At 59.2% G+C, this 24,233-nt stretch carries 21 protein-coding genes; 12 read left to right on the forward strand and 9 right to left on the reverse strand.

The annotated features are described in order from the left end of the window. The first annotated feature begins 71 nt into the window (after positions 1-71). From CLV74_RS11550 to CLV74_RS11560, 3 genes are read left to right on the forward strand one after another with little or no spacing between them, the layout of a single operon-like run. Positions 72-1,118, forward strand: coding sequence for a hypothetical protein (locus CLV74_RS11550; RefSeq protein ID WP_146134942.1), 1,047 nt, complete (start codon positions 72-74; stop codon positions 1,116-1,118). An 11-nt stretch (positions 1,119-1,129) separates the two neighbouring features. Continuing rightward, positions 1,130-2,179, forward strand: coding sequence for a hypothetical protein (locus CLV74_RS11555; protein WP_106264838.1), 1,050 nt, complete (start codon positions 1,130-1,132; stop codon positions 2,177-2,179). After that, positions 2,179-3,564, forward strand: a complete 1,386-nt coding sequence (locus tag CLV74_RS11560; protein ID WP_106264840.1) for a hypothetical protein — start codon at positions 2,179-2,181, stop codon at positions 3,562-3,564. The genes CLV74_RS11555 and CLV74_RS11560 overlap by 1 nt, the downstream gene beginning before the upstream one ends. Positions 3,565-3,627: 63 nt before the next feature. On the opposite strand, the gene CLV74_RS11565 is transcribed toward CLV74_RS11560, so the two are convergent. The 3 genes from CLV74_RS11565 to CLV74_RS11575 all read right to left on the reverse strand — a co-directional run bounded on the left by CLV74_RS11565 (position 3,628) and on the right by CLV74_RS11575 (position 6,560). After that, on the reverse strand, positions 3,628-4,023 hold the full coding sequence (locus tag CLV74_RS11565; protein ID WP_106264842.1) for a hypothetical protein: 396 nt from the start codon (positions 4,021-4,023) through the stop codon (positions 3,628-3,630). A gap of 57 nt (positions 4,024-4,080) precedes the next feature. Further along, a complete protein-coding gene (locus CLV74_RS11570; protein ID WP_106264844.1) occupies positions 4,081-5,301 on the reverse strand; it encodes a hypothetical protein in 1,221 nt (406 codons plus the stop codon). Positions 5,302-5,543: 242 nt separating this feature from the next. Next, positions 5,544-6,560 (reverse strand): zinc-dependent alcohol dehydrogenase family protein, encoded by a 1,017-nt coding sequence (locus CLV74_RS11575; RefSeq protein ID WP_106264847.1) that lies wholly within the window; start codon positions 6,558-6,560, stop codon positions 5,544-5,546. A gap of 163 nt (positions 6,561-6,723) precedes the next feature. Here CLV74_RS11575 and CLV74_RS11580 point away from each other — a divergent pair, with 163 nt between their 5' ends. Continuing rightward, a complete protein-coding gene (locus CLV74_RS11580; protein WP_106264850.1) occupies positions 6,724-7,623 on the forward strand; it encodes a LysR family transcriptional regulator in 900 nt (299 codons plus the stop codon). 36 nt (positions 7,624-7,659) lie between these two features. Here CLV74_RS11580 and rhaI read toward each other — a convergent pair whose 3' ends face one another. Then, positions 7,660-8,934: an L-rhamnose catabolism isomerase gene (rhaI, locus tag CLV74_RS11585; RefSeq protein WP_106264852.1), complete on the reverse strand. Its 1,275-nt coding sequence runs from the start codon at positions 8,932-8,934 to the stop codon at positions 7,660-7,662. A gap of 57 nt (positions 8,935-8,991) precedes the next feature. Beyond that, on the reverse strand, positions 8,992-11,088 hold the full coding sequence (locus CLV74_RS11590) for a bifunctional rhamnulose-1-phosphate aldolase/short-chain dehydrogenase (RefSeq protein WP_106264854.1): 2,097 nt from the start codon (positions 11,086-11,088) through the stop codon (positions 8,992-8,994). A 191-nt stretch (positions 11,089-11,279) separates the two neighbouring features. Here CLV74_RS11590 and CLV74_RS11595 point away from each other — a divergent pair, with 191 nt between their 5' ends. From CLV74_RS11595 to CLV74_RS11630, 8 genes are all read left to right on the forward strand, one after another. Next, positions 11,280-12,083: a DeoR/GlpR family DNA-binding transcription regulator gene (locus tag CLV74_RS11595; RefSeq protein ID WP_106264856.1), complete on the forward strand. Its 804-nt coding sequence runs from the start codon at positions 11,280-11,282 to the stop codon at positions 12,081-12,083. A 51-nt stretch (positions 12,084-12,134) separates the two neighbouring features. Next, the gene (rhaS, locus tag CLV74_RS11600) at positions 12,135-13,127 is read left to right on the forward strand and encodes a rhamnose ABC transporter substrate-binding protein (protein WP_106264858.1); all 993 of its coding nucleotides are present in this window, start codon (positions 12,135-12,137) and stop codon (positions 13,125-13,127) included. 78 nt (positions 13,128-13,205) lie between these two features. Continuing rightward, entirely contained in the window at positions 13,206-14,735 is a 1,530-nt protein-coding gene (locus tag CLV74_RS11605; protein WP_106264861.1) for a sugar ABC transporter ATP-binding protein, read from the forward strand. Then, entirely contained in the window at positions 14,732-15,712 is a 981-nt protein-coding gene (locus CLV74_RS11610; protein ID WP_106264864.1) for an ABC transporter permease, read from the forward strand. Before CLV74_RS11605 ends, CLV74_RS11610 begins: the two co-directional genes overlap by 4 nt. A gap of 2 nt (positions 15,713-15,714) precedes the next feature. Further along, positions 15,715-16,710 (forward strand): ABC transporter permease, encoded by a 996-nt coding sequence (locus tag CLV74_RS11615; RefSeq protein WP_106265121.1) that lies wholly within the window; start codon positions 15,715-15,717, stop codon positions 16,708-16,710. Then, a complete protein-coding gene (gene rhaM / locus CLV74_RS11620) occupies positions 16,710-17,024 on the forward strand; it encodes an L-rhamnose mutarotase (protein WP_106264866.1) in 315 nt (104 codons plus the stop codon). Before CLV74_RS11615 ends, rhaM begins: the two co-directional genes overlap by 1 nt. Further along, positions 17,021-18,367, forward strand: coding sequence for an FGGY-family carbohydrate kinase (locus CLV74_RS11625; RefSeq protein WP_106264868.1), 1,347 nt, complete (start codon positions 17,021-17,023; stop codon positions 18,365-18,367). The genes rhaM and CLV74_RS11625 overlap by 4 nt, the downstream gene beginning before the upstream one ends. A 418-nt stretch (positions 18,368-18,785) precedes the next feature. After that, positions 18,786-19,457, forward strand: a complete 672-nt coding sequence (locus tag CLV74_RS11630) for a sugar transferase (RefSeq protein ID WP_106264870.1) — start codon at positions 18,786-18,788, stop codon at positions 19,455-19,457. On the opposite strand, the gene CLV74_RS11635 is transcribed toward CLV74_RS11630, so the two are convergent. From CLV74_RS11635 to CLV74_RS11650, 4 genes are all read right to left on the reverse strand, one after another. After that, positions 19,451-20,062, reverse strand: coding sequence for an SLBB domain-containing protein (locus CLV74_RS11635; protein ID WP_106264873.1), 612 nt, complete (start codon positions 20,060-20,062; stop codon positions 19,451-19,453). The two genes, CLV74_RS11630 and CLV74_RS11635, sit on opposite strands and share 7 nt — an antisense overlap. A gap of 224 nt (positions 20,063-20,286) precedes the next feature. Continuing rightward, entirely contained in the window at positions 20,287-21,306 is a 1,020-nt protein-coding gene (locus CLV74_RS11640; RefSeq protein WP_106264875.1) for a nucleotidyltransferase family protein, read from the reverse strand. 97 nt (positions 21,307-21,403) lie between these two features. Continuing rightward, positions 21,404-22,732, reverse strand: coding sequence for an NAD(P)/FAD-dependent oxidoreductase (locus tag CLV74_RS11645; protein ID WP_106264878.1), 1,329 nt, complete (start codon positions 22,730-22,732; stop codon positions 21,404-21,406). A gap of 4 nt (positions 22,733-22,736) precedes the next feature. Further along, a complete protein-coding gene (locus CLV74_RS11650) occupies positions 22,737-24,230 on the reverse strand; it encodes an aldehyde dehydrogenase (protein WP_106264880.1) in 1,494 nt (497 codons plus the stop codon). Positions 24,231-24,233: the final 3 nt, after the last annotated feature.

The following is a 24,233-nucleotide window of genomic DNA, read 5'->3' on the forward strand; positions in this document are numbered from 1 at the left end:
TTACAAAATGATACCATATACTTTATAAGAAATTTTTATTCATTCAATTCCATCATTCAGGCGATCCGAAAATGTCGGAAAGAATTACATATTCTCAACTATTCGATCTATTGCGCGATCCGGAAACCACGGATGACGCATTAAAAGAGTATTTCACCGTTGTGCCCGGCACCGGCGGGCTGGATTTCCAGCTGGAGATCAATCCCGACAAGGTCATCATGACCGAGGCCGATCTTGAGATGGAAAGCGCCATGGGGATCGGCAACGGTGCGTTTCGCTTGATGCGCGTGCGCCGCTACAATCGCGGCCGGAAAAAGCACCCCGAACGGCCAGTTCTGTTGTCGGAAGGGGACAGTTGGTTCCAGTTTCCCCTGCTGATCAAAGAGACCATCGACCACCTGTCGAACCACTATAACATCTGGTCCCTTGGGGCGGCGGGCGACACGCTGGCCAATATGATCGGCCATGAAAATGGCGGCAGCGGGTTCGAGTTCATTCAGGAATTGCGCCGCATCGGGCCGGACGTCAGCGCCTTTCTGTTCTCGGCAGCGGGCAACGACATTCTGGGCGAGGACCCCAAGGACGGCTTGCCGATGCTGCAATCCTTACTGCGGCCTTTCAACGGAAACCCTGCGGACATTGAAGGGCACATGGATGCCCACGCGCTAGACGCCCGCATGGCATCCCTTGAGGCCGGCTACTTGAAGATGATCGCGTTGATCCGCGCCGAGCCCGGCTGCGAGGCGCTGCCGATCGTGATCCACGGCTATGACTACGCCTTCCCCTATCCCGCCAGCGACAAGGACCCGCGCAAGCCGATCCACGCGAAAAAGGACCAATGGTTGGGACGCGCCTTTGCCGCCCAAGGGATCAACGATCCACATTTGCGGCACGAGATCATCAAACGGCTGGTGGATCGCCTGTACAGCATGATGGACGGACTTGAGACAAAGGCGAAGACCAAAGGCATTTGGGTTGTGAATTGCCGCGGCGCCCTGCCGAAAGTGACCGATTGGGCGGATGAAATCCACGGCACCTCGGACGGTTTCGCGAAAGTCGCTGGCCGGTTCCACAAAGTCATCGAAAGCGCGCTGGCCCAGCGTGCAGCACTGTCTTGATGGAGGCGTGAATGGCTCAGAACCCGGATGAACACACCCAGCGCGAACGCACGGGTCTGGCGCTGAAAATCGGCGGCCTTCTGACTCTGGCAGGGATCGTCATCATCCTCGGGCCGCTGGTCTACAGCATTCTGGCGCCATTTCCGCCGCCGCCCGAGATCGACAGCGCCATGAAAGCCGCAGATTACCTGAATGGCACCACCCACCCTTTAACGCGCCTGAATTCCAATTTCGGGTTCTTTCTGTTCACAGGCTGCATCCTGTTGGCCTTCGGACTGACATTCCTGTTTTCCCATGCTGTGGATTACTCCGCAGTTGGCGCAGGAAAGATGAAAATCTTCGGGCTGGAAATGCCCGTCGAATTTCAAGGCGGCGCTGCGGTGCTGATTATTCTTCTGGCTGGCATGGGCTTCAGTGTCGATAAGTTCGATCTGACAAAACTGGATGACACATGGGGGGAATGGAGCGAACTTCATGGCAAGCTCGGAAAAGCCTCTGAGGAAAACAAAGCGCTCAGCAACAAGAATACTGCTTTATCCATAGCAAACGATCAACTTGTTGCACGCAATAAAACCGTCGAAGAAATTCTCAGAACCGGCGGTCAGAATTTGGAACTGCAATTCAATTGCAATGACATAAATTCGCGCCCGATGGTCGTGCGCTGGGAGCGTCGCAATGGTGGGATCGAAGGGAACTTACTGGCCTCTAGCGACACTGACACCCCGATCCGGCAAAACGATGGGATCAATCCGTTCAAACTGCTGGGGCAGTCGCCCTCATTGCCCTACACGATCGTCGCGAACGCAGGGGATTTCCCCGATTATGACGCTGGCGAGCGCAACTTTGTCGAGGTCATCTCGGCCAGCTTTGAATTTCGGGGCGGCAATCTGGTGGCTTCGATCTGGCCGGGGGATGTGTCCCTGCGCGATCTCTGCGACAGCCAGAAAAGACAGGCCTTCAGCACAGAAGAGGTCGTCACCCAAGTCGCACCGTCAAGCCCTGAGATCACACCAGCGGATAACGCGGTCAATCGGGCCGCACAGGCAAAGGCAGGTTTTTAATGCGCGCTCTTGGTATTCTCGTGCTGGTGTCCAGCGCCACCCTTGCCCATGGGCAAAACATGCCCGACAGCATCCAAAAGCTGCTGAAAAATAGCGATGATCCACTGGCGGCAATCGATGCGATGGACAATCGGCAACGCCCGGCCGCGATCCGCGATCTGGCCAGAGCTGTCATCGACAATCCGGGCAATCTGGAACTGGCCCAATTGATGTGCGCGATCCAGCCTTGGACCACAAAGACAGACACCGACGCAGGCAAAGATGACGCTATTCAGGCGGCACTATGGAAACGCATGCGCGGCCTGAATGCCCAAAGCGAAGAATTCCGCTGGCTGGATTGTGCCAGCGTAAACCGCACGGGTGGCTATATGGAGGTGTCCGTAAACCCGCTTTACAATCTGCGCCAGTCCGCCTGCACGGCAATCCCCGTCACCGATGATTGGGATGGGTTTTATGCAAACCTGATCGGCTCGATCACCGGCTATAACGACGCGATCACGCGCGGTCTGGCCGGTGATGCCACTGACGCGCCCCACAGCTATTACCCGACTCGGAATATCCTGCGAACAGCGTTGCTAGGAGCGGGCCGAGGCGTCACCGCAGCCAAGTCGGGCCGTTCCGATCTGGCGCGCACCTACTTTGCTGATACCGCGAAAGAACTGAAGGCACATCTAGAGGCGATCGACTATGCAAACACGCGAAACTCTTGGGTTTTCCATAGTGACCTGACGCTCTATGCAACGTTCTACGGCTGGCTTGGGACTGGCGGAACACTGGATATGTCTGCGCTGATCAATTGGCCCTCTGCCTTGGACGACGCTGATATCTCAGATGCAATCCCAGCAGCCACACGGGCGCAAATCGAACAGGACGGGGCCACAGACTACGTAGACCCTGTCTATCTAGAGCGGCTGTTGCCCCGCGCCGCGCCGAAAGATCAGGAATGCTCTCAGTGGCGTCGCAGGTCCTATGACACGCGGGCTTTGGCGAAAGTCATGCAGGACTGCGCCGCCCCTTACGCGAATATAGAAGTCTCCTACGCGATGCTGACCGAGCTGGACCAATGCATCGGCGCCTTTGAGGCCGCCGACTGGCGGGTACAGTTCTCGAGCGTACCAAAGGGCGGCGGGGCATCAGAACTGTCGCGGATCAAAAGCAGTCTCAGCGCTATTGTGGGGTCAAGCCAGTTTGCAGCATTGCCCAAAGCCGAACAGGATAGCATCCGCGCAAATTTGGAAACGCTGCATCTAGAGGCTGCGGGCAGCTATGCGCGGATCGTCACCGATCACGGGCTGACCACCTCGGACAGGACGGCGCTAGAGCGGATCTTTGACGCCATCGGACTGGCCCCGCGCCCGATGATGGCACGGCAGAAGATTTACTGACGAAGAAGGCCCCGCATGCCATCATGCGGGGCCTTAGCCTTTGGCCTGAGTATCGACCATAGCTTAGTTTGAACCCAAATTGAGCCGGAAGTACATACACACTTCGGTCGGGTCCGATGGTGCAAGCGCCTGCGTTGGTGCCAGACACATATAATCTGGAACGTTGGGATTACGCCGCCAGACGCCAAGGTTTTTCCAGTTAATTCCAATGTGTGCCTCAACCTCAAACAACGCTGGGTCGGATAGCCCTTTCAGCAGGAAGTCTGGCACATCGCGCTGCGATATATTGCCGAACGCCATCATCGACATGTAATTGCCCGTTGTGGGCAAGGGCGTCACAACGCAAGCATATGCCTCCGTTCCGTTCACTCGGCACGACTCTACCGTTGCGGCATTCGCCATAATGGGAGTGGCCAGAAAAGCAGCCAAGCCGACAACGGTGCAGATTGATCTCAGCATTCATTTATTCCCTTTTGAAAACGGGCAGCGGATCGACCCCGCCGCCCGAAACCATCCTCAGAAGCCTGCGGCCACATAGCCGCCCTGCCCGTCCGGCGTCAGCACAGTCAGCGACGGGGTATAGATATCTTCGTAGATCTCGTGCGAGGGCATGATGTACCAAACCTGATCATTGATGACGGTCCAGAAATTGCCGCTGTCCTGATCCAGACCACGCGGGCCACAAGCCGCACGGGGGCCATTCGCAGCCATCGCCTGCGACTGAGCATGCGGCACGTTATCCACCTGATATTTCAGGGGATCGGTGCTTTCCATCACCACCGAGCAGCCTGCCATCTCGGCTGGATTGTTCGCGCGTTCTTTGGCGCGTTGCAGGATATTCCGCGCGCCTTCGCCGTGGCTTTGGTAGAACTCGGCGACCACCCGCGGCGGGATGCCATAGGCGCTGCTGATCGTGGTCAGCTCGGCGTAGTGGTTGTTGGCACCGTAGTCCAACCCGGCAGTCTGACCGCCACATTGCGCTGCGAAGTACAGCAAATAGCTGCGCTCATCAGGCATGCTTGGCAGTTCGGATTCCCGCAGGACCCACTGGCAGTTCTGCCCTTGATACGTGGCAGCGGGCGGCGCTTCGGGGTAGCGGGACATGTAGTTGACCGCACGCCCCTGACATATCCCCGAGCCCGGCAGACGCGGGCCATCATCGGGGCAATCCGAAACAGGCGCAGCGGCGCTTCCGCTTTGTGTGAATTCGGGATCAGAATAGACAACGCCCATACGCTGCTGGCATTCCTCGATTTTGGTCACCACAGCCGCAGTTCCGTGCAACTGCCGATCGACCGAGGCGTGACCGATGTCCATAATCATGTAGTTGCCTTGTGCGACCCTGTCCCGCTCGGGCGCACCAAGCCAAGCGATCGTCCAGCCATCAACCGCAACGCCCGAGATCGGGCGGGTGTCGCCATCCAATGTCCAGTCACTGGACCAATCGGACTGCGGACCATTTGGCGCATAGGGGATCGCCATCTGCCACTGACCGCCATCAAAACCCAACCGCCAGCGATCATTGCCAACGCCCGTCTCGGCGGCGCAATAGGCGGGACGGCTGCCATCAAAGCCGACAAAGACATTCCAGCCACGCACCTGCGCGTAAGGACGCTCAACAATTCCCGCGCCACCGGCGATATCATAACCACCGTATTCATTGACCGCTGCGCCTGCCGCGCACGAAATCAGAAGGCCGGATGCTACGCACCCTGCCAACATCTTCAAATAATCCATTATTCCCTCGGGGGTTTGAAATAAAAACCTAAATTCAGATATTCACACGATGAATACCTTACAGTTACCTATGTCAAGCACCCCAAAATATGAGAAATTTATTAATCAATTCAAAAAAACAGAGCCATTCTTTTACAAATTACTAATTTCTCAAATAGATCATTTAAGAGTTTCTCAAACACATCAACCAAACCGCCCAAGAAACAGGCACTCCGCCCCGCAATCGGGACGGAGCATTCTATTTAAACCCGTAGAAGCGTTTTGATTGCCCGACGCTCGTCCATCGCGTTATAGCCTTCGGCGACCTCGGCCAGCGGCAATTCCAGATCAAAGACCTTGCCGGGCGCAATCTCGGACTTCAAAACACGCTCCATCAGATCGGGCAGATAGCGGCGCACGGGGGCGGGCCCGCCGAACAGCCGTTTTTGCTGAAAGAACAAACCCTCACCGGTGAACGTCACCTCATGTGGCACGCCGACGAAACCGACCGAACCACCGGGACGACAGACCCCGAGTGCCTGATCCATCGACTGCTGAAGACCAACGCATTCAAGCACCGCATCGGCCCCGACGCCGCCGGTCAGTTCCAGGACTTCACCGATGCCTTCTTCGCCACGAGCCGCAACGATATGTGTCGCGCCATATTCACGGGCCAACGCCTGACGCGAGGGGTGGCGCGACATGGCGATGATCTTTTCCGCACCGCGCAATTTCGCAGACAGAACCCCCATCAAGCCAACAGCCCCATCACCAACAACGACAGCGGTCGAGCCTTCTTTGACGCCAGCCGCCTCGGCCGCGTAATAGCCGGTGCCCAGAACGTCAGAGACCGCCAGCATGTGGGGGATTTGCTCATCTGTCGGAATCTCTAGCGTGGGAACCAATGTGCCATCAGCCAAAGGCACCCGCGCATATGGAGCCTGCGCGCCGGTCATGAATTCCCGCTGTTCACAGGAGGACGGGTAACCGAATTGGCAGTGAGGGCAGGTGTTGTCCGACAGCACGAACGAGCCGACAACAAATTGACCCGGCCGCACGTTGCGGACCTCAGAGCCGACCTCGATCACCACGCCGCAATATTCATGTCCCATGTGCATTGGTGCGTCGAACGGCCCCTTGGCGCGATAGGGCCACAAGTCCGATCCACAGATACAGGTGGCCGACAGTTGGATGATCGCATCGGTGGGCTTCAGGATTTTCGGGTCCTCGACCGTTTCAAACCGGACATCGCCGGGACCATGCATGACTGTCGCTTTCATAGGGAATTTCCTTTCAGCAAAGAGGGGATACCATCGCCAACCACAGCAGTCGTGCTGCCAACGGGTTCGCGCTTTCGGCTATGAGATAGGCCCGCAATTACCCCTAGATTAGTCATGAAATTGGACTTAGGTTTATATCGATTATTCATGAGTAAGATCAGCTATGCCCCTTCGCCGCGATGACATGTCCGACCTGATCGCCTTTCTGGCGGTCGCTGAAGAGCGCAGCTTTACCCGCGCAGCGGCGCGGCTTGGGACATCGCAAAGCGCGCTTAGCCATTTGGTGCGGCGACTGGAAGAGCGGCTGGACCTGCGCCTGTTGGCCCGCACCACCCGCCACGTCGCCCCGACCGAGGCCGGCGTCCAGTTGATGGCCACTCTGCGCCCTGCCCTTGACGGGATCGAGGAGCGTCTGTCGGATCTGGCGTCCTTGCGCTCTGACCCCAGTGGCACCTTGCGGATCAACGCGCCCCAATGGGCCGCGCAGCACATCCTTATGCCAACGGTAACGCGCCTGATGGCCACACACCCCAACCTGAACATCGAGATTGAGGTCGATCACCGCATGGTCGACATCGTCAGGGACGGCTTTGACGCAGGGGTGCGCCTTGGGGAAGAGGTCGAAAACGACATGATCGCCCTGCGCATCGGTCCCGATATCCAGATGATGGTCGTGGGCAGTCCTGCATATTTTGCCGCCCACGGCGTACCTAAAACGCCGCACGATCTGACAGACCATCAGTGCAATAACCTACGAATGCCCACGATGGGCGGGCTATATGCGTGGGAATTTGAAAAGGGCGGACACGCGCTGAATGTGAGGGTTAAGGGGCAGTTTACCTCGAACGATCCACAAGCTCTGATCAAGGCCGCGGTGGACGGGGTTGGCCTGACCTGTCTACCCTCTGACCATCTGGATCACTTGATTAAGGGCGGCGAGCTGGTGCGATGCCTTGCGGATTGGTGCCCACCCTTTCCGGGCTACCACCTGTATTATCCCAGCCGCAGACAAGCCCTTCCGGCCTTCCGCGCCCTGACCGAAGCCCTGCGTTACCGCCCATAAAAAAGGCGGGACAAGCCCGCCTTTTCATTGGTTCGCTTACACGATACCGCCGCCTGCGCCGCTGACCTTGGGGCGGACCTCAGCCACTTGGGCGCGGTAGCCGCTGGCGCGATAGGTTGCTACGGGGTCGATCGCGCCGCCCTGTTCCAGACGGGCCATGGCAAGGATCGGCTCGACGTCCGTGCGGAAGGCGCGGCGCAAGGTGGCGCTGGCCATCAGCGCATCGTTGCAATCCTGATAGCCTGCCAAAGCAGTACGATCCACTAGGGACGCCTGCACAAACGCCCGCTGAATTTCACAGGCCGAGATCATCAGGCTTTCGATCGGGTCGGTCACGTTATGGCTCTGGTCGATCATATGCGACAGGTTCAGCCCGTCGGTGCCTTCGGCATCCACCAATTCGTTGAACACAAGGAACAAACGGTAAGGATCAATCGTGCCGCTATCCAGATCATCGTCCCCGTATTTGGAGTCGTTAAAGTGGAACCCCCCCAGCTTGCCTTGACGGATCAGGCGGCTGACGATCATCTCTATGTTCACGTTCGGCGCATGGTGGCCAAGGTCCACCAGACATTGCGCCTTGTCCCCCAGTTCCGAGGCGATGATATAGCTGGTGCCCCAATCCTGCACGACGGTGGAATAGAATGCGGGCTCGTAGATTTTATGCTCTGAGAAGATGCGCCAGTCGTCGGGTAGATGACCGTAGATGGCCTTCATCGACTCCATATAGCGGTCAAACTGGCGGCCCATGTGGGTCTGACCCGGAAAGTTCGACCCGTCGCCGATCCAGACCGTCAGGGCCTTGGACCCCAGCTTATCGCCGATCTCGATGCATTCGATATTGTGCTCGACCGCTTGGCTGCGGGTGGCGGCATCGGTGTGGCTCAGCGAGCCGTATTTATAGCTGTGCGCCTGCTCGTCCTGATCCTGAAAGGTGTTCGAGTTCATGGCATCGAACCCCAGCCCATGCTCTTCGGCCTTTGCCAGCATCTCGGCGGGGTCAGCCTTGTCCCAAGGGATGTGCAAAGACACGGTGGGGGTAGCTTGGGCCAACCCATGGATCACGCCGCAATCGTCCAGCTTGTCAAAGATGTGGCGCGGCTCTCCAAGTCCGGGGAAACGGGCAAAGCGGGTGCCGCCTGTGCCGGTGCCCCAGCTAGGAACGGCGACACCGAAAGACTTGGCGCGGTCCTTGATGGCGGCGATGTCGATGCCACGGCGGGCCAGATGATCGCCAAGCGCATCGTAATCGCTGCGCAGGTCCGCTTCGCGTTTCGCGTTTTCGGCCGCGACCACAGATGAATTAATCATGAAAATTCCTCCCATTGGTGGCCGCGCGCCCCCGATGGGGCCGCGCGGCGGGCGCGCTTAGCGGGTGAAGGCCTGCACGTTACCGGCGTCCACGTTGATGATATTGCCGGTCGATTTTGCCGATTGTTCCGAGGCAAAGAAATAGGCCGCTTCGGCGATATCCTCGGGCAGCACATTGCGTTTCAGCATACTGCGGTTGCGGTACATCTCTTCCAGACCTTCTTTGTCGGTGCCATAGGTGCTGGCCCGCTGGTTCAGCCACTCGCCTTCCCAGATTTTCGAGCCGCGCAGAACAGCATCAGGGTTCACGACGTTCACGCGAATACCCGCCTCGGCCCCTTCCAGCGCCAGACAGCGGGCCAGATGGATTTCGGATGCTTTCGCGGTACAATAGGCGCTGGCATTGGGCGACGCTGCCAACCCGTTTTTCGAGGCCACAAAGACAACCGAGCCGCCAATCCCTTGGGTACGCATGACCTTGAACGCCTCTCGGCTGACAAGGAAATAGCCTGTGGAGAGGATCGACATGTTCTTGTTCCAGAGCTCCAATGTGGTCTCTTCCACCGGCGCGGAGGATGCAATCCCCGCATTCGACACCAGAATATCCACGCCGCCAAATTCCACCGCCGTGTAGGCATAGGCGGCCTGCACGGCGGCCTCATCGGTGACGTTCATCTGCACGGTGCGCACCACGTCTTTGCCAAAGGTTCCCGCAAGGCTGTCATATGTGCTGGCCAGTGCGGCCTCATCTATGTCGGCCAGCATGACGCACGCGCCTTCGGACAGGTACCGCGCCGCTGTGGCCGCACCAATGCCGCCTGCCCCGCCCGTCACCAGTGCCACGCGACCCGCTAGCGATTTCGGCTTGGGCATCCGCTGCAGTTTGGCCTCTTCCAGAAGCCAGTATTCAATGTCGAAAGCCTCTTGCTCAGGCAGACCGCAGTATTCCGACACTGCCGAGGCACCGCGCATCACGTTGATCGCATTCACATAAAACTCGCCCGAAATACGGGCCGTGGCGCGGTCCTTGGCAAAGGTGATCATGCCGACGCCGGGCACCAGATAGACCACCGCGTTCGGATCACGCAGAGCGGGCGAGTTGTCATGCTTGCAGCGTGCATAATATGCCGCATAGCCGTCGCGATAGGCGGCCACTTGCGCGGGCAGACCTTCCAGAACCGCATCGATGTTTTTCTGTGCGGGGTCGAAATCCACCACCAGCGGGCAGATCTTGGTGCGCAAGAAATGGTCGGGGCAAGACGTCCCCAGCGCCGCAAGGGGGCGCATATCGGCGGCATTCACAAACTCCAACACCGCGGCGCTGTCATCAAAATGGCCAACCATATGCTGCTGACCCGAGACCATGCCACGGATCGCAGGCATCAGACGGGCAGCGACCGCGCGGCGGGCATCGGCATCAAGGCTTTCATGGACAGCACCACCAAAGGCAGGCACATCGGCAGTCTTTTCCTCAAAGAAAGCAATGGCTTTGTTGATGATTTCCAGCGTCAACTCATAGCAGGCTTTCGCATCGTCATCCCACGTGAACAGCCCGTGGCTTTCCAGAACAACGCCCTTCGCATCAGGGTTCTCCAGACAGAATTTCTCTAGCCACAGCCCCAGCTCGTAGCCCGGTTTCTTCCACGGCAGCCAGCCGATCTCATCCCCGAAAATCTCGGCGGTCAACTCGCGGGAATTCTTCGAGGCCGCAATGGCGATGATCGCATCAGGGTGCATGTGATCGACGTGCTTGCGCGGCACATAGGCGTGCAGCGGCGTATCAATCGAGGCCGCACGCGGGTTCAGATTAAAGGTGCAATGGGGCAGATAGCCGACCATCTCATCTTCAAACTCAACGCCCCGATACTTGCCCTTCAGCGCCCGCAGCTTGTCCATGTAAAGGGTCGCAAACCCGTCCATCTTGATCGAGCCCACATCCCCGCCAGAGCCCTTGACCCACAGGACCTCGGCCTCCTCGCCGGTCAGAGGATCGGCCTGCATGACCTTCGCGCTGGTATTGCCGCCCCCGTAGTTGGTGATCCGCTTGTCAGAACCAAGCAGATTCGAGCGATACAACAGCTTTTCCGGTTCCGACATGCCTGCCGCCTTGGAATCGTCCCACAGCGATTGAAGCCGCGAAGAGGGCGTATTCATTGGTTTTTCCTCCCGAAGAATAGGGTAGTCTGATGCGAATTTTCGACATGAAGCTGCACAGGGTGCATCGGATTGTCAATCATATTCGATCACTAATGATCATTATGCAGGTGCAGAATGATTGAAATGAAAGAATCTGATTGACTTTGACGGGAATCTCTTCCAGCTTTCTGGCCAACGGGAGGGCTTAAATGCACGAGAAAGAGCGCCATAGGATCATTTTGTCGGCCGTACAGGACCGCCCCGTCGTGACGGTGGTAGACCTGTGTGCGTTGACTGGCGCGTCAGAGGCGACCATTCGGCGGGACATCGCAGCCTTGCATGTCCAGAAAAAACTGCGCCGCGTGCGGGGTGGTGCCGAGAGCCTGAACCCGAACCAACTGCCTGGTCTGGCGGGGCGTCCGTTTTCGCTCAACCAATCGATCAATACCGCTCAAAAGCAAGCAATCGCGCGGGCAGCGGTCGATATGTGCGAGGATGGCGAGCCGATCATCATCAACGGCGGCACAACGACCTTTCAAATGGTGCACCCGCTGGCAAGTCGCCGCCTGCAGGTGTTCACCAACAGCTTTCCGATTGCCGAGCATCTGCTGAAGAACAGCAAATGCACGATCATGCTCTCGGGCGGCACGATCTACCGCGAACAGAACATCATCCTGTCGCCCTTCGACAATGATGTGACCCGCAACTTTTACGCCCGCCGCATGTTCATGGGCGCCCAAGGGGTTGGACCTTTGGGCCTGATGGAGGCGGACCCGCTGTTGATTCAGGCCGAGCAAAAGCTGATCGGTCAGGCCGACGAACTGGTCGTGCTGGTGGACAGCAGCAAATTCGAAAACCGCTCCAGTCTGGTCCTGTGCGGGCTGAACCGGATCGACACGCTGATCACCGATGACGGGATCAGCGACAAGGCCGCTGCCATGTTGGAGGCAGCGGATGTGAAACTGATCGTGGCAAGTGTTTCCGCCACGAAACAGGAGAGTACGGGTACCTGAGGCCGCGAATTAGCCGCCAGTGCCCGCAGATTTCATTCAAGGGAGGATAGAATGAAAAAACTGACCGGACTTATGACCACCGTCGCTATGGCGACCGGACTGTTCGCCAATGCTGCAGCCGCCGAAGACGTGCGCATCGCGTTGGTGGTCAAGGCACTGGGCATCGGCTTTTTTGAGGCCGCGGCCAAAGGCGCAGAAGAAGCCGCCGCTGAACTGGGTGATGTAGAGATCATCTACACCGGCCCCACCGACACCACTGCCGAGGGCCAGATCGAGGTCATCAACTCGCTCATCGCGCAGAACGTGGACGCGATTGCGGTATCGGCCAACGACACCGACGCACTGGTCCCTACCCTGAAGAAAGCCATGCAGCGCGGCATCACCGTGATCAGCTGGGACTCGGGCGTGGCAGAGGATGGCCGTCAGGCGCACCTGAACCCCAGCTCGAACGCGCTGATCGGCAACATGATCGTCAAGCTGGCCGCCGATCACCTGCCCGACGGCGGTGACGTAGCGGTTCTGTCGGCGACCACCACCTCGACCAACCAGAACATCTGGATCGAAGAGATGACCAAGGTGCTGCCGAACTACCCCGGCATCAACGTTGTCGGCACGGTCTATGGCGATGACCTGGCGGATAAATCCTACCGCGAAGCACAGGGCCTGATGCAGTCCTACCCCGATCTGGACGCGATCATTGCCCCAACCAGCGTAGGCATCGTGGCGGCTGCTCAGGCCGTGGCTGACGCAGGCAAAATCGGTCAGGTGAACGTGACCGGTCTGGGTCTTCCCTCGGAAATGGCGGGCGCGATTGAAAGCGGCGCATCCAAGTCCTTTGCGATCTGGAACCCGATCGATCTGGGCTATTCGGCTGCAATGATCGCCTACAACTTGGCCACCGACAAAGCGACCGCCGAGCCCGGCGCGACCATTCCCATGGGCCGTATGGGCGATCTGACACTGGACGAAACCAACTCGGGCGCGATGGCGGATCCGTTTGTCTACGACAGCAGCAACATCGAACAGTTCAAGTCGATTTTCTGATAGACTTGTGACATCGGGCGGCGTGGGGCAACCCCGCGCCGCCTTCTTTATTCAAACCACATAGTTATGGGGCGGACCATGGCCCGAACCGGCTTGGCCGATCCGATGCAGCCCGTGCTGCGGCTGGATGGCATCGTAAAACAGTTTCCCGGCGTGCGCGCTTTGGACGGGGTGCAACTGGCGCTTTATCCCGGTCAGGTGACCGCGTTGATCGGTGAGAACGGCGCTGGCAAATCCACCATCGTCAAAACCCTGACCGGCATTTACCAGCCGGACGAAGGGCAAATCCTGCTGGACGGGCAGCCCGTCCGCTTTCCCACCGCGCAGGCAGCGGGAGATGCGGGGATCACTGCGATCCATCAGGAAACTGTGCTGTTTGACGAATTGTCCGTGGCCGAGAACATCTTTATCGGACACGCCCCCCGCACCCGCTTTGGTCTGATCGACAAGGCCGAAATGCGCCGCCGTGCACGCGAAATTCTGGATAGCATCGGCGCAACGATTGATCCCGATGTGCGCCTGCGCGATCTGGGGATCGCGTCAAAGCACTTGGTTGCCATTTCCCGCGCTCTCTCGATCGACGCCCGCGTTGTGATCATGGACGAGCCCACGGCCGCCCTCTCGCACAAGGAAATCGAAGAACTGTATGAGCTGGTCGAGACCTTAAAGGCGCAGGGCAAGGCGATCCTCTTTATCAGCCACAAGTTTGACGAGATTTTCCGCATCGCTGATCGCTACACCGTCTTCCGTGACGGTCAGTTCGTGGGCGAGGGCCTGATGGCCGACGTGACCGAAGGCGAGCTGGTGCAAATGATGGTGGGCCGCTCGGTCGATCAGATTTTCCCGAAACGCAAGGCGGTGCTTGGCAATCCGGTCCTGCAAGTGGTGGGCTATTCGCACCCGACCGAATTCGACAGTATCGGGTTCACCCTGCGACGGGGCGAGATCTTAGGCTTTTACGGTCTGGTCGGCGCTGGCCGGTCCGAATTCATGCAGTCCCTGATCGGCATCACCAAGCCCTCAAAAGGGGTCTGCAAAATGGGCGATGACATCGTCATCATCCGCTCGCCCGCCGAGGCGATTGAGGCCGGCATCGTCTATGTCCCTGAAGATCGCGGCAAACAGGGTGCTATTACTGCCATGCCGATCTTCCAGAATGTGACCCTACCCTCTTTGGGTAAGACCTCCAGAAACGGTTTCCTGCAAATGGCCGAGGAATTCAAACTGGCCCGCGAATACACCCAGCGGCTGGACCTGCGGGCGGCATCCTTGGATGTACCAGTAGGATCGCTATCGGGCGGGAACCAGCAGAAGGTCGTGATCGCCAAATGGCTGGCCACCCAACCCAAGGTCATCATTCTGGACGAGCCTACCAAAGGCATCGACATCGGGTCAAAAGCCGCCGTGCATGATTTCATGTCGGAACTGGCCGCACAGGGCCTGTCGGTGATCATGGTCAGCTCGGAAATCCCCGAGATCATGGGCATGTCCGACCGCGCGATCGTCATGCGCGAAGGCCGCATCGCCGCCGAGCTTGAGGGCGATGATCTGTCCCCCGAAACCCTTGTCCGTCACGCCGCAGGCATCACATCGGAGGCCGCAGCATGAACGCCCTTCTGAAATCGCGCGAAAGCATTCTGGTGGGCGCAATCCTCGCTCTCTTGGTGCTGATCGCGACCCGTTTCGCGGGCTTTGTTGCGCCCGCCAATCTGGCCGCGGTGTTCAATGACACCAGCCCGCTGATCATTCTGGCGCTGGGGCAGATGGTGGTCATTCTGACCCGCTGTATCGATCTGTCAGTTGCAGCGAACCTTGCGCTGACCGGCATGGTCTGCGCCATGCTGAACGTGGCCTATCCCGATCTACCGATCATCGTCATTCTGATGCTGGCTCTGGCGCTTGGGGCGATCATGGGCACCGTGAACGGGCTGTTGGTGTGGAAACTGGATATCCCGCCCATCGTGGTGACCCTTGGCACCATGACCATCTATCGCGGCATCATCTTCCTGATCTCGGATGGGAAATGGGTCAACGCCCATGAGATGAGCCCCGCCTTCACCGCCTTCCCCCGCGCTGCACTGCTAGGTCTGCCGGTTCTGTCGTGGGTCGCAATTGCTGTGATCATCGTTATGGCGGTCGTCATGGCCCGAACCACCCTTGGCCGCAGCTTTTACGCGGTGGGCGGCAACCCCCATGCGGCGGTCTACACGGGCATCAACGTTGGCAAAGCGCAGTTCCGCGCCTTTGTCATCAGCGGCACGCTTGCCGGTCTGGCCGGATACCTGTGGGTCGCGCGATACGCAGTGGCCTATGTAGACATCGCGGGCGGGTTTGAACTGGACGTGGTCGCCGCCTGCGTCATCGGCGGGATCAGCATCGCAGGGGGTATCGGCACCGTGGGCGGCGCTGTCCTTGGGGCCCTCTTCCTTGGGGTGATCAAGAACGCCCTGCCGGTCGTCGATATCTCGCCCTTCTGGCAGCTGGCGATTAGCGGCGCAGCTATCATCATCGCCGTCGTCTTTAACGCCCGCGCGGACCACTCCAAGGGCCGCGTTATCCTGAAATCCGCAGAGCACGCACAATGACCATGGTTGATCACATCAAAACACGGGTCATCCCCGACCGCCTGACCACCCCGACCGAGCGTATTCTCAAAAGCTGGGAGGCGCTGCTGCTGCTGGTCGCTGTGGGGATTTTCATCCTGAACAGCTTCGCCTCGCCCTATTTCCTGAACGCATGGAACCTGAGCGACGCGACCTTCAACTTTACCGAAAAGGCGATGATCGCCTTTGCAATGGCACTCTTGATCATCGCCGGAGAGATTGATCTGTCTGTCGCCTCGATCATCGCGTTGGCCTCAACGGTGATGGGTCTGGTGATGCAAGCGGGCTTTGGAACGCCGGTGATCGTGCTGGCCGGGCTGGTCACGGGCCTGTTGTGCGGGGTCTTCAACGGCGTCTTGGTCACGCGGTTCAACCTGCCCTCTATCGTGGTCACAATCGGCACCATGAGCCTCTTCCGAGGCATCAGCTACATTGTCCTTGGGGATGGCGCATTCCGGGGCTACCCCAGCGAGTTTGCTTGGTTCGGGCAAGGCTACGCGTTCTGGGTGATCTCGGTCGAGATGGTGATCTTTGCCCTGCTGGCCGTCATCTATGGCGTGGTGCTGCACAAAACCAACTTTGGCCGCGCGGTCTATGCGGTAGGTAACAATGCCACGGCGGCCATGTTCTCGGGCATCCGCGTCGGACGTGTGAAACTAACCCTCTTTATGCTAACCGGCCTCATGAGCGGTCTGGCGGCTGTCTGCCTGACCTCGCGCCTTGGGTCCACCCGTCCTTCGATCGCCTCGGGGATGGAGCTGGAGGTGGTCACGATGGTGGTCCTTGGCGGCGTCAACATCCTTGGTGGGTCAGGTACTATTCCCGGTGTAGTGATCGCGGCCTTCGTCATGGGGCTGGTGACCTTTGGCCTTGGTCTTCTGAACGTGCCGGGGATCGTGATGTCGATCTTCATCGGGGCTTTGCTGATCGGCGTCATCGCCTTGCCGCGCCTCTTCGCCAGACTGAAAGGGCGTAAGTGATGCAGAAATATGCTTTCCGCATGACCCTGAATGAGGGCCAACTGGACGAATACCGCCGCCGCCATGATGAAATCTGGCCAGAACTGGTGACGCTGTTGAAAGACGCGGGCGTCGAGGATTACTCGATCCACTATGACGCCGACACGCGGGCGCTGTTCGGGGTTCTGTGGCGTCGCGATGATCACGGCATGGCCGATCTGCCCGCGCACCCCGTGATGCAGAAATGGTGGGCGCATATGGCCGATATCATGGAAACCTACCCTGATAACGAGCCCGTCGCCGTCCCCTTGGAAACGGTCTTTCACCTGCCATGAGCCATATTGCCGTCATCGACGTAGGCAAGACCAACGCCAAGCTGGCGCTGGTGGATAGTGCAAGCTTGACCGAAGTCGCCGTCGTCACCCGCCCCAACACAGTCCTGCAAGGCCCGCCCTACCCCCATTTCGATCTGGACGGTCACTGGGCGTTCTTTGTAAAGGCGCTGCGGGATTTTCACGCCAGCCACGGTGTCGACGCGATCTCGGTCACGACCCACGGCGCGTCCGCGGTGTTGCTGGATGCCGACGGAAACTTGGCGTGTCCAATGCTGGACTATGAACACACCGGCCCCGATGATTTCAGCGCCGCCTATGACGCCTTGCGCCCCGATTTCACCCTGACCGGATCGCCGCGCCTGCCCATGGGCTTGAACCTTGGGGCGCAGCTACATTGGCTGCTGGAGACCCAAGAGGGCCTGCGCGACAGACTGGCCCACGTGGTGACCTACCCCCAATATTGGGGCTATCGGCTAACGGGGCAGCTTGCCAGCGATGTGACCTCGCTGGGGTGCCATACGGACCTGTGGAACCCGTTCACGCAGACGTTCTCTGATCTGGTCGGTGCTTTAGGACTGACGGGCAAGATGGCCCCAGCCCTGCGATCCGATGCAACATTGGGAATGGTGTCTGAGGCGCTGGCCGGAGAGCTAGGCTTTGACCGGCCCGTGCCAGTGACCTGCGGCATCCATGACAGCAACGCCTCGCTCTACCCCTATCTGGGGCAAGACGCGCCTTTCGCCGTGGTCTCGACGGGGACTTGGGTGGTGGCGATGGCCATAGGAGCGAAAGAGCAGTCCCTTGATCCGGCCCGCGATGTACTGGTGAACACCAACGCCTTGGGTCAGCCAGTCCCTTCGGCCCGCTTTATGGGCGGTCGGGAGTATGAGTTGATCAAGCCCCACGTCACATCTGTGACCGAACAAGACCGCCAATCGGCCTTTAGCGGCGCGATGCTGCTGCCTTCGGTCGAGCCCTCCTCCGGCCCCTACCAACACCGTCAGATGCGTTGGACCGCAGCCGAGCCAGATGACGGCCCGCGCATGGTCTCCCTGTCTTGGTATCTGGCGCTGATGACCCGCACCTGTCTGGACCTTGCCGGTGCAGATGGACCAGTGATCGTCGAAGGCCCCTTTGCCCGCAACAGTGAATATTTGGATATGCTTTCGGCGCTCTGTGATGGCGGCGTGATGGTGGCAACCAGCCTGACTGGCACGTCGGTGGGCGCTGCCATGCTGACCTGTGACACGCCTGCGCCGAACCTGCGCCCGCACGCCGCACCTGCGATAACTGCTGATCTGCGTGCCTACGCGGCCAAATGGCGATCCCTGACAGGGTCATAACGATTTCCAGCCCAGAGCGATTTTACCGGTAATCCTACGATTTACACCCGCAAGCGGTTTACAGCCCGCTCGCGGGCCGATTCAGGGTCTATTTGTCCCCTTCGCGGGGGCCAGAAACCCGCGAAATCGCCTTTAGAGCCAGAACTTTACGCAACGTTACCGTCTTCCCATCACCACAACCACAGCAGTTGGAAACCCGATACATACCTAAGACACGCGAACCCCTGCCTTTGAAAGATTGTTGCCGGCGGTGGTTACGATATGAAAGAGACACAGATGAAATGAACCGTAGCTCGAGCAGGTGTGTGGCTCGTACTGCGGTTTTTTTTTGGCCTAATGCCAGGGCCGCATCTCACGAACAACTCGACCCGGTGGCGAAGCTGCCGACCAACACTTTGATTCTCAAAGGAGAATAGCTGTGTCCTATGAAATGACGAATGTAACCTACCGTTCGCCCTTCGCTGTCCTGTCGCTGAAGAACCGTCTGTCGACCAAGGAAGCAGGGATCACTTCTATGGACATCCTTTTGACTGGTATGCTGGTTCTGATCCTGTCGCCTCTGCTGCTGGCACTGGCGGTGAGCATCAAACTGACCTCAAAAGGCCCGGTTATCTTCAAGCAGAACCGCGTGGGTCTGGATGGTCGCGTCTTCACCATGTACAAGTTCCGCTCGATGCGTCAGGACGCCGAAGAACTGCTGGCGCAAGTTGCGGCAACCAGCCAGCGCGAAGGCATCTGCTTTAAATCGAAAGATGACCCCCGCGTGACCCGTATCGGCCGCATCATGCGCCGCTACTCGCTGGACGAGCTGCCCCAACTGTTCAACGTCATCGCCGGTGACATGTCGCTGGTTGGCCCCCGCCCCGCCCTGATCCGTGAAGTCGAGGCCTACAACCACAAAGCCATGCGTCGTCTTGAGGTAAAACCCGGCCTCACCGGCTTCTGGCAGGTTTCGGGCCGCGCGGATGTCGGCTTTGACCGGATGATCGACATGGACCTGCGCTACGTCCGTGCCCGTAGCATCCGCACCAACTTCCGTTGCTTGCTGCAGACCTTCCAGGCAGTTTTCGGTGGCCGCGGCGCTTACTGAGCCTGCGTCAAACTACGAACCAGAGTGATCGGCGTGACAATCCCGTCGATCATTTGCAATGTCGGAAGAATAGCCGTGAGGGCAGCGTTCCAGTTGTCCATTGGATGTTCAGGAACATAGACGACATCGCCGGGCTCCAGCGGAAAGTCCAGCATCTCGCCCGCCAGAATTTCACGACCATTAATCAGGATCAATTCGCCCTCAGTCGGAGACTCGGTGCGGATGATCCTGATTTCTTTTGTATTTACGCGATCGCGGGCAAATCCACCTGCCACGGTGATCGCCTCCATTGCGGTCAGGCCATTGACGCCGAAAGGTACAGCACGGCCCCCGGCCACATTGCCCAACACATAGACAGACATATCATCACGGCTTGGCGCATAGATCACGTCCTGCCCGCGCAACTGGATGTTCTGATCGAACTTGCCCGCCTTCAGCAGACCGTAGATATCTACCGTGCAGATCTGGTTGTTCCTCAACAAACGAGCGCCAGGCAGATAGGCATCCGCCTCCAAACCGCCCACCAGCGCCAATCCTTCGACCAGATCGGTATCGCGGGACAGGTAAACCGGCCCCGGCGTGCGGAATTCACCAAGGAAATACACCGGCTCGCGTCTCCCGGAATTGCTCCCGTGGCACTGGAAGACAAAACAGGATGCCGTCAACGCTGCCTGACCGTGGCCTACGCCGGATGTTTACCCTTAACCTGTGCATATTGCCTTTAATTCAAAGACTTTCGCGCCAATGCGAACTGCGTCGCAGATTTGACACCTTGGGCGCGACTGATTCTTGCATCAGGAAAACGGGATGTTTGGCGTTCCTGGCTTTTCTAGAGCAGTTGCCGCAACAGCGCATCCGTGTCAGGCATCAACGCAAGACTTGCGCTGATCCGTTCGCGCCAGCGCTTACCCCGCGACAGGGCGTCAACATAGGCGTCCGCCAGATCATCGGGCCGATCTTGCGCCAGCACCTTGATCAGGAACGCGGCCTGCGCGCGGTCCTTGCGGGACTTTGTGCGGTCCACCAGATCTCTGCGACGGTCCGCAACGATCAGCTTGTGGATGGCGTATCGTTCGGGTCGCGGCACCTGCACCAAGACGCCGCTGCGGTACAGGACCACCGCCTGCAAAGGCTCGGCGATAAGGTAGTTCAGATAGTTCAGCCCCTGCGCACTGACCCCAAGGGCGGGTAAAGGCTTGACCGTTTCCTCGCCGAAGGCAGGGGTCAGGAATTCGACCATCGCCTCACCGCTGCTTTGCCGCCATTTCCAGACCTGCCGGTCATAGACCCCCGGCACCGGATCGAATTTGAGCGCCGACAAGATCTGGTCCGGCGTTTCCGTCACCTGATCCTCCAGCGCGACGGACAGCTTTTGAAAGCTGGCAAAGTCGATATCCCCCGTCTGCGCCAGATCATCCAGCCCCAGTTGAACCCCAAGCTCGCCCTGATAGAGCGCAAAGGCCCCGGTCCCGATCATGGTTCCCCCAAGGCGGAACACCCCTGCCCGCGCAAAGGCCAGCAACATCGATCCGGTTTCCCGATCCGCCGCGACAAAGCCTTCGGCCCGCAAGACCCGCGCCAACCGTCCCATAGCAGCTTTACGCTCCGCGCTTTGATCGCGCAGGTCCTTTGCCTGCGCCAGACGGGCACGCAGTTCATCGGTCGCCTCACCCAGATAGACCGCCCGCATTTCGGTGCCGATCCGGAACTTGTCGTAAAGGTACACACGCCCGTTGCGCCGCCGCTCTTCGACCGAGCCCACCAGCATCGAGGCCGCCTCGTCCCGATGCAGGCGCAGCAGTTCCTGATAGGCGACTTGCGCAGTGCGGGAATGGGAACGAATGGTCATTGGCTCTCAACAATATTTGTATGCAGCAAATTATTCTTTGATGCATACAGGATTTTCGCCACATGTGCAGCAATAATTACTTTGCTGCACATTCAGGTCACTCCCGCGCCGCGCGGCGTTCCTTGATCCGGATCACCAGATTGGCCCCGATATCGCGGAACGGCTGTGGCGGTAGGCGTTTCGGGGCCACCTCGGCGGCGAAAGCCTCTGTGATCTGGCTATGCTGGCCCGAGGCCAACTCGGCTGCGCCAATCCCGCTTAGCGTCCCACGCGCGGTGCCTAAACCGTTCTGAACGCAAGCCGAATACAGCCCTTCATCCAAAGCCCCCACGACCGAGACGCTGTTCAGCGACAGGCATAGGTGACCCGCCCATTCATAGGCGGGCTTGGTGCCTGCCAGTTGCGGAAACCGCTCATCAAACTTTTGCCGTTGTAGGGCGGTGGCGCGGGCCAAATCGCGGGCACTGGCCTGCATCCCCGACCGCAGCGTGGCGTAGGTGCGGGTCACGATCCGATCGCCCCCCTGATCCGGCCCGATCCGGCGCACAGTTGTCCCCATCGGGTCCGAGGGCGTTACCCCCCACCGCGCCTGCCCCTTGATCACACCCTTGGGTAAATCATGGGTCATCGAGGCAAAGAGGAACAAATGCATCAGCCGCCCCTTGGCAAAGCCGAAGCTCTCTAGATGACCATTGTTCGCCAGAATAACGCGCCCTGCTGTGACCGCGCCAGCTTGGGTCGCAACCCGCCAATCGCCGCCCATCCGGCGGATTTCGGTAACAGGGCTTTGCTCATAGACCGATGCCTGTTGCGACAGTCCCGCCGCCAGCCCCAGCACATAGCCCGCAGGCTGCAACATCACCGTTCCCGGCGTGTAAAGGCCGCCCTCATAGTAACTGCTGCCTGTGACCTCGCGCATTTGCGCGGCGTCCAGCATCTCATAGGGCTCTGACAGGCTGTCCAGATGACGGGCATAGCTGACGTTATGGGCCACCGCGCCCGCACTGGCTGCGCCGTTGATCTTCCCCGCAGGGTCGAAATAGGCCGAAGCGATGCCATAGTCCTGAACCGCCTCACGGGCAAAGGCGATGGCCTGCCGGTTCAGCCCGATCAGCGCGCGATCATCACCGCTGCCCGCATAGTCCGAGGACGTCAACTCATGCGGCAGATCGATCATAAAGCCCGAGTTGCGGCCCGCGGCCCCCTCGGCCACACGGCCTGCCTCTAGCACGACAACCCGCAATGATGCGTCCAGTTGCAACAGCCGCCGCGCCGCAGACAGGCCCGCAAAGCCTGCGCCAATCACCACCACATCGGCGGTTCTCTCCCCTTCCAGTGCGGGGAACGCGGGCGGAGTTGACAGGATCGCCCGCCACGCCGCCACACCCCGATGCACAGGAAGACGTCGCGCCCGATAGACCGTCATGGCCTTAGCTCACGGCTTCGTCGGCGTCATCCGCCAGATCGATCCAGATGGTCTTCAGCTGGGTGTACTGGTCGTGGGCGTGAACGCCGTTATCGCGGCCACCAAAGCCCGACTGTTTCCACCCGCCAAAGGGGGTCGAAATATCGCCCTCGCCAAAGCTGTTCACCGTCACCGTACCCGCCCGCAGCATCCGCGCACCGCGAATGGCCCGCTTGGTGTTGGCGGTGAAGATCGATGCACACAGCCCATAATCGGTGTCATTGGCAATCTGGATCGCCTGATCAAAGCTGCTGACCGTGATCACCGACAAAACGGGGCCAAAGATCTCTTCCCGCGCCTGCTTGGCGTCATTGCCCGCGACCGCGATCACTGTGGGTTCAACAAACCCATCCTTGGCGGTGCCGCCAACCAGCACATCAGCGCCGTCCAGATAGCTGGAGACTTTGGCAAAATGCGCCTCGGACACCAGCGCGCCCACACGGGTTTCGGGGTCCAGCGGATCGCCCACATTCCATTCCTGCATGTGGTGCTTGATACGGGCCAAGAGTTCATCGCGAACCGCCTCATGGACGATCAAACGGGACGAGGCCGAGCAGTTCTCGCCCATATTCCAGAAAGCGCCGTTCACCACATGGGCTGCCACGCGATCAAGGTTCTCGGCATCGTCCAGCACGACGGCGGGGTTTTTTCCGCCCATCTCCAGCACCACCTCTTTGGCGTTGCTTTCTGCCGAATAGCCAAGGAACCGCTTGCCGGTCACGGTCGAGCCGGTGAAGGACACCATGTCGATATCCATGTGCCGCCCGATGGGCTCGCCCACCTCGGGTCCACTGCCGGTGACCACGTTCAGCACGCCCTTGGGAATACCCGCCTCAATCGCCAGTTCTGCGATGCGCAGGGCAGTCAGGCTGGTTTCTTCCGCTGGCTTCACGATGACCGAGCAGCCCGCCGCCAGCGCAGGACCGATCTTCCACGCCAGCATCAGCAGCGGGAAGTTCCAAGGCAGAACCAGACCCACCACACCGATGGGCTCACGCACAACCATTGCAATGTGGTTGTCCGAGGCAGGCGCGACCTGATCATAGATCTTGTCAATCGCCTCGGCGTGCCATTTCAGACAGTGGATGGTCTCGGGAATATCCACGGTTTCGCAGTCATAGATGGTCTTACCGCTATCAAGGCTTTCCATCACCGCCAGTTCACGTGCATTTCTGGTGATCAGCTTGCACAGGCGGATCAGGGCATCCTTGCGGTCAGACGGGTGCAGGCGTGACCAGCGACCATCCTCGAACGCCTCGCGGGCCTTTTCGACGGCAAAGTCCACATCCTCAGGCCCGCAGGCGGCCACATCGGCCAGCTTTTCACCCGTCGCGGGGTTCACCGTGGCAAATGTCTTGCCCGATGCGGCAGGCCGCGACGCCCCGTCGATAAAGGCATTCACGGGAAAATCGAGACCAGCAGCAATCGCGCGGTATTCGTCTTGGGTCAGCAAAGTCATCGG

The organism is Donghicola tyrosinivorans (assembly GCF_003003355.1).
GTDB classification, from domain to species: domain Bacteria; phylum Pseudomonadota; class Alphaproteobacteria; order Rhodobacterales; family Rhodobacteraceae; genus Donghicola; species Donghicola tyrosinivorans.

Coding starts and splice junctions, on each gene's coding strand:
- CLV74_RS11640 (WP_106264875.1), bottom strand. CDS start 21,306: ATGACCATTCGTTCCCATTCCCGCACTGCGCAAGTCGCCTATCAGGAA.
- CLV74_RS11555 (WP_106264838.1), top strand. CDS start 1,130: ATGGCTCAGAACCCGGATGAACACACCCAGCGCGAACGCACGGGTCTG.
- CLV74_RS11570 (WP_106264844.1), bottom strand. CDS start 5,301: ATGGATTATTTGAAGATGTTGGCAGGGTGCGTAGCATCCGGCCTTCTG.
- CLV74_RS11610 (WP_106264864.1), top strand. CDS start 14,732: ATGAACGCCCTTCTGAAATCGCGCGAAAGCATTCTGGTGGGCGCAATC.
- rhaI (WP_106264852.1), bottom strand. CDS start 8,934: ATGATTAATTCATCTGTGGTCGCGGCCGAAAACGCGAAACGCGAAGCG.
- CLV74_RS11645 (WP_106264878.1), bottom strand. CDS start 22,732: ATGACGGTCTATCGGGCGCGACGTCTTCCTGTGCATCGGGGTGTGGCG.
- CLV74_RS11590 (WP_106264854.1), bottom strand. CDS start 11,088: ATGAATACGCCCTCTTCGCGGCTTCAATCGCTGTGGGACGATTCCAAG.
- CLV74_RS11575 (WP_106264847.1), bottom strand. CDS start 6,560: ATGAAAGCGACAGTCATGCATGGTCCCGGCGATGTCCGGTTTGAAACG.
- CLV74_RS11595 (WP_106264856.1), top strand. CDS start 11,280: ATGCACGAGAAAGAGCGCCATAGGATCATTTTGTCGGCCGTACAGGAC.
- rhaS (WP_106264858.1), top strand. CDS start 12,135: ATGAAAAAACTGACCGGACTTATGACCACCGTCGCTATGGCGACCGGA.
- CLV74_RS11615 (WP_106265121.1), top strand. CDS start 15,715: ATGGTTGATCACATCAAAACACGGGTCATCCCCGACCGCCTGACCACC.
- CLV74_RS11605 (WP_106264861.1), top strand. CDS start 13,206: ATGGCCCGAACCGGCTTGGCCGATCCGATGCAGCCCGTGCTGCGGCTG.
- CLV74_RS11565 (WP_106264842.1), bottom strand. CDS start 4,023: ATGCTGAGATCAATCTGCACCGTTGTCGGCTTGGCTGCTTTTCTGGCC.
- CLV74_RS11550 (WP_146134942.1), top strand. CDS start 72: ATGTCGGAAAGAATTACATATTCTCAACTATTCGATCTATTGCGCGAT.
- CLV74_RS11560 (WP_106264840.1), top strand. CDS start 2,179: ATGCGCGCTCTTGGTATTCTCGTGCTGGTGTCCAGCGCCACCCTTGCC.
- CLV74_RS11580 (WP_106264850.1), top strand. CDS start 6,724: ATGCCCCTTCGCCGCGATGACATGTCCGACCTGATCGCCTTTCTGGCG.
- CLV74_RS11650 (WP_106264880.1), bottom strand. CDS start 24,230: ATGACTTTGCTGACCCAAGACGAATACCGCGCGATTGCTGCTGGTCTC.
- rhaM (WP_106264866.1), top strand. CDS start 16,710: ATGCAGAAATATGCTTTCCGCATGACCCTGAATGAGGGCCAACTGGAC.
- CLV74_RS11625 (WP_106264868.1), top strand. CDS start 17,021: ATGAGCCATATTGCCGTCATCGACGTAGGCAAGACCAACGCCAAGCTG.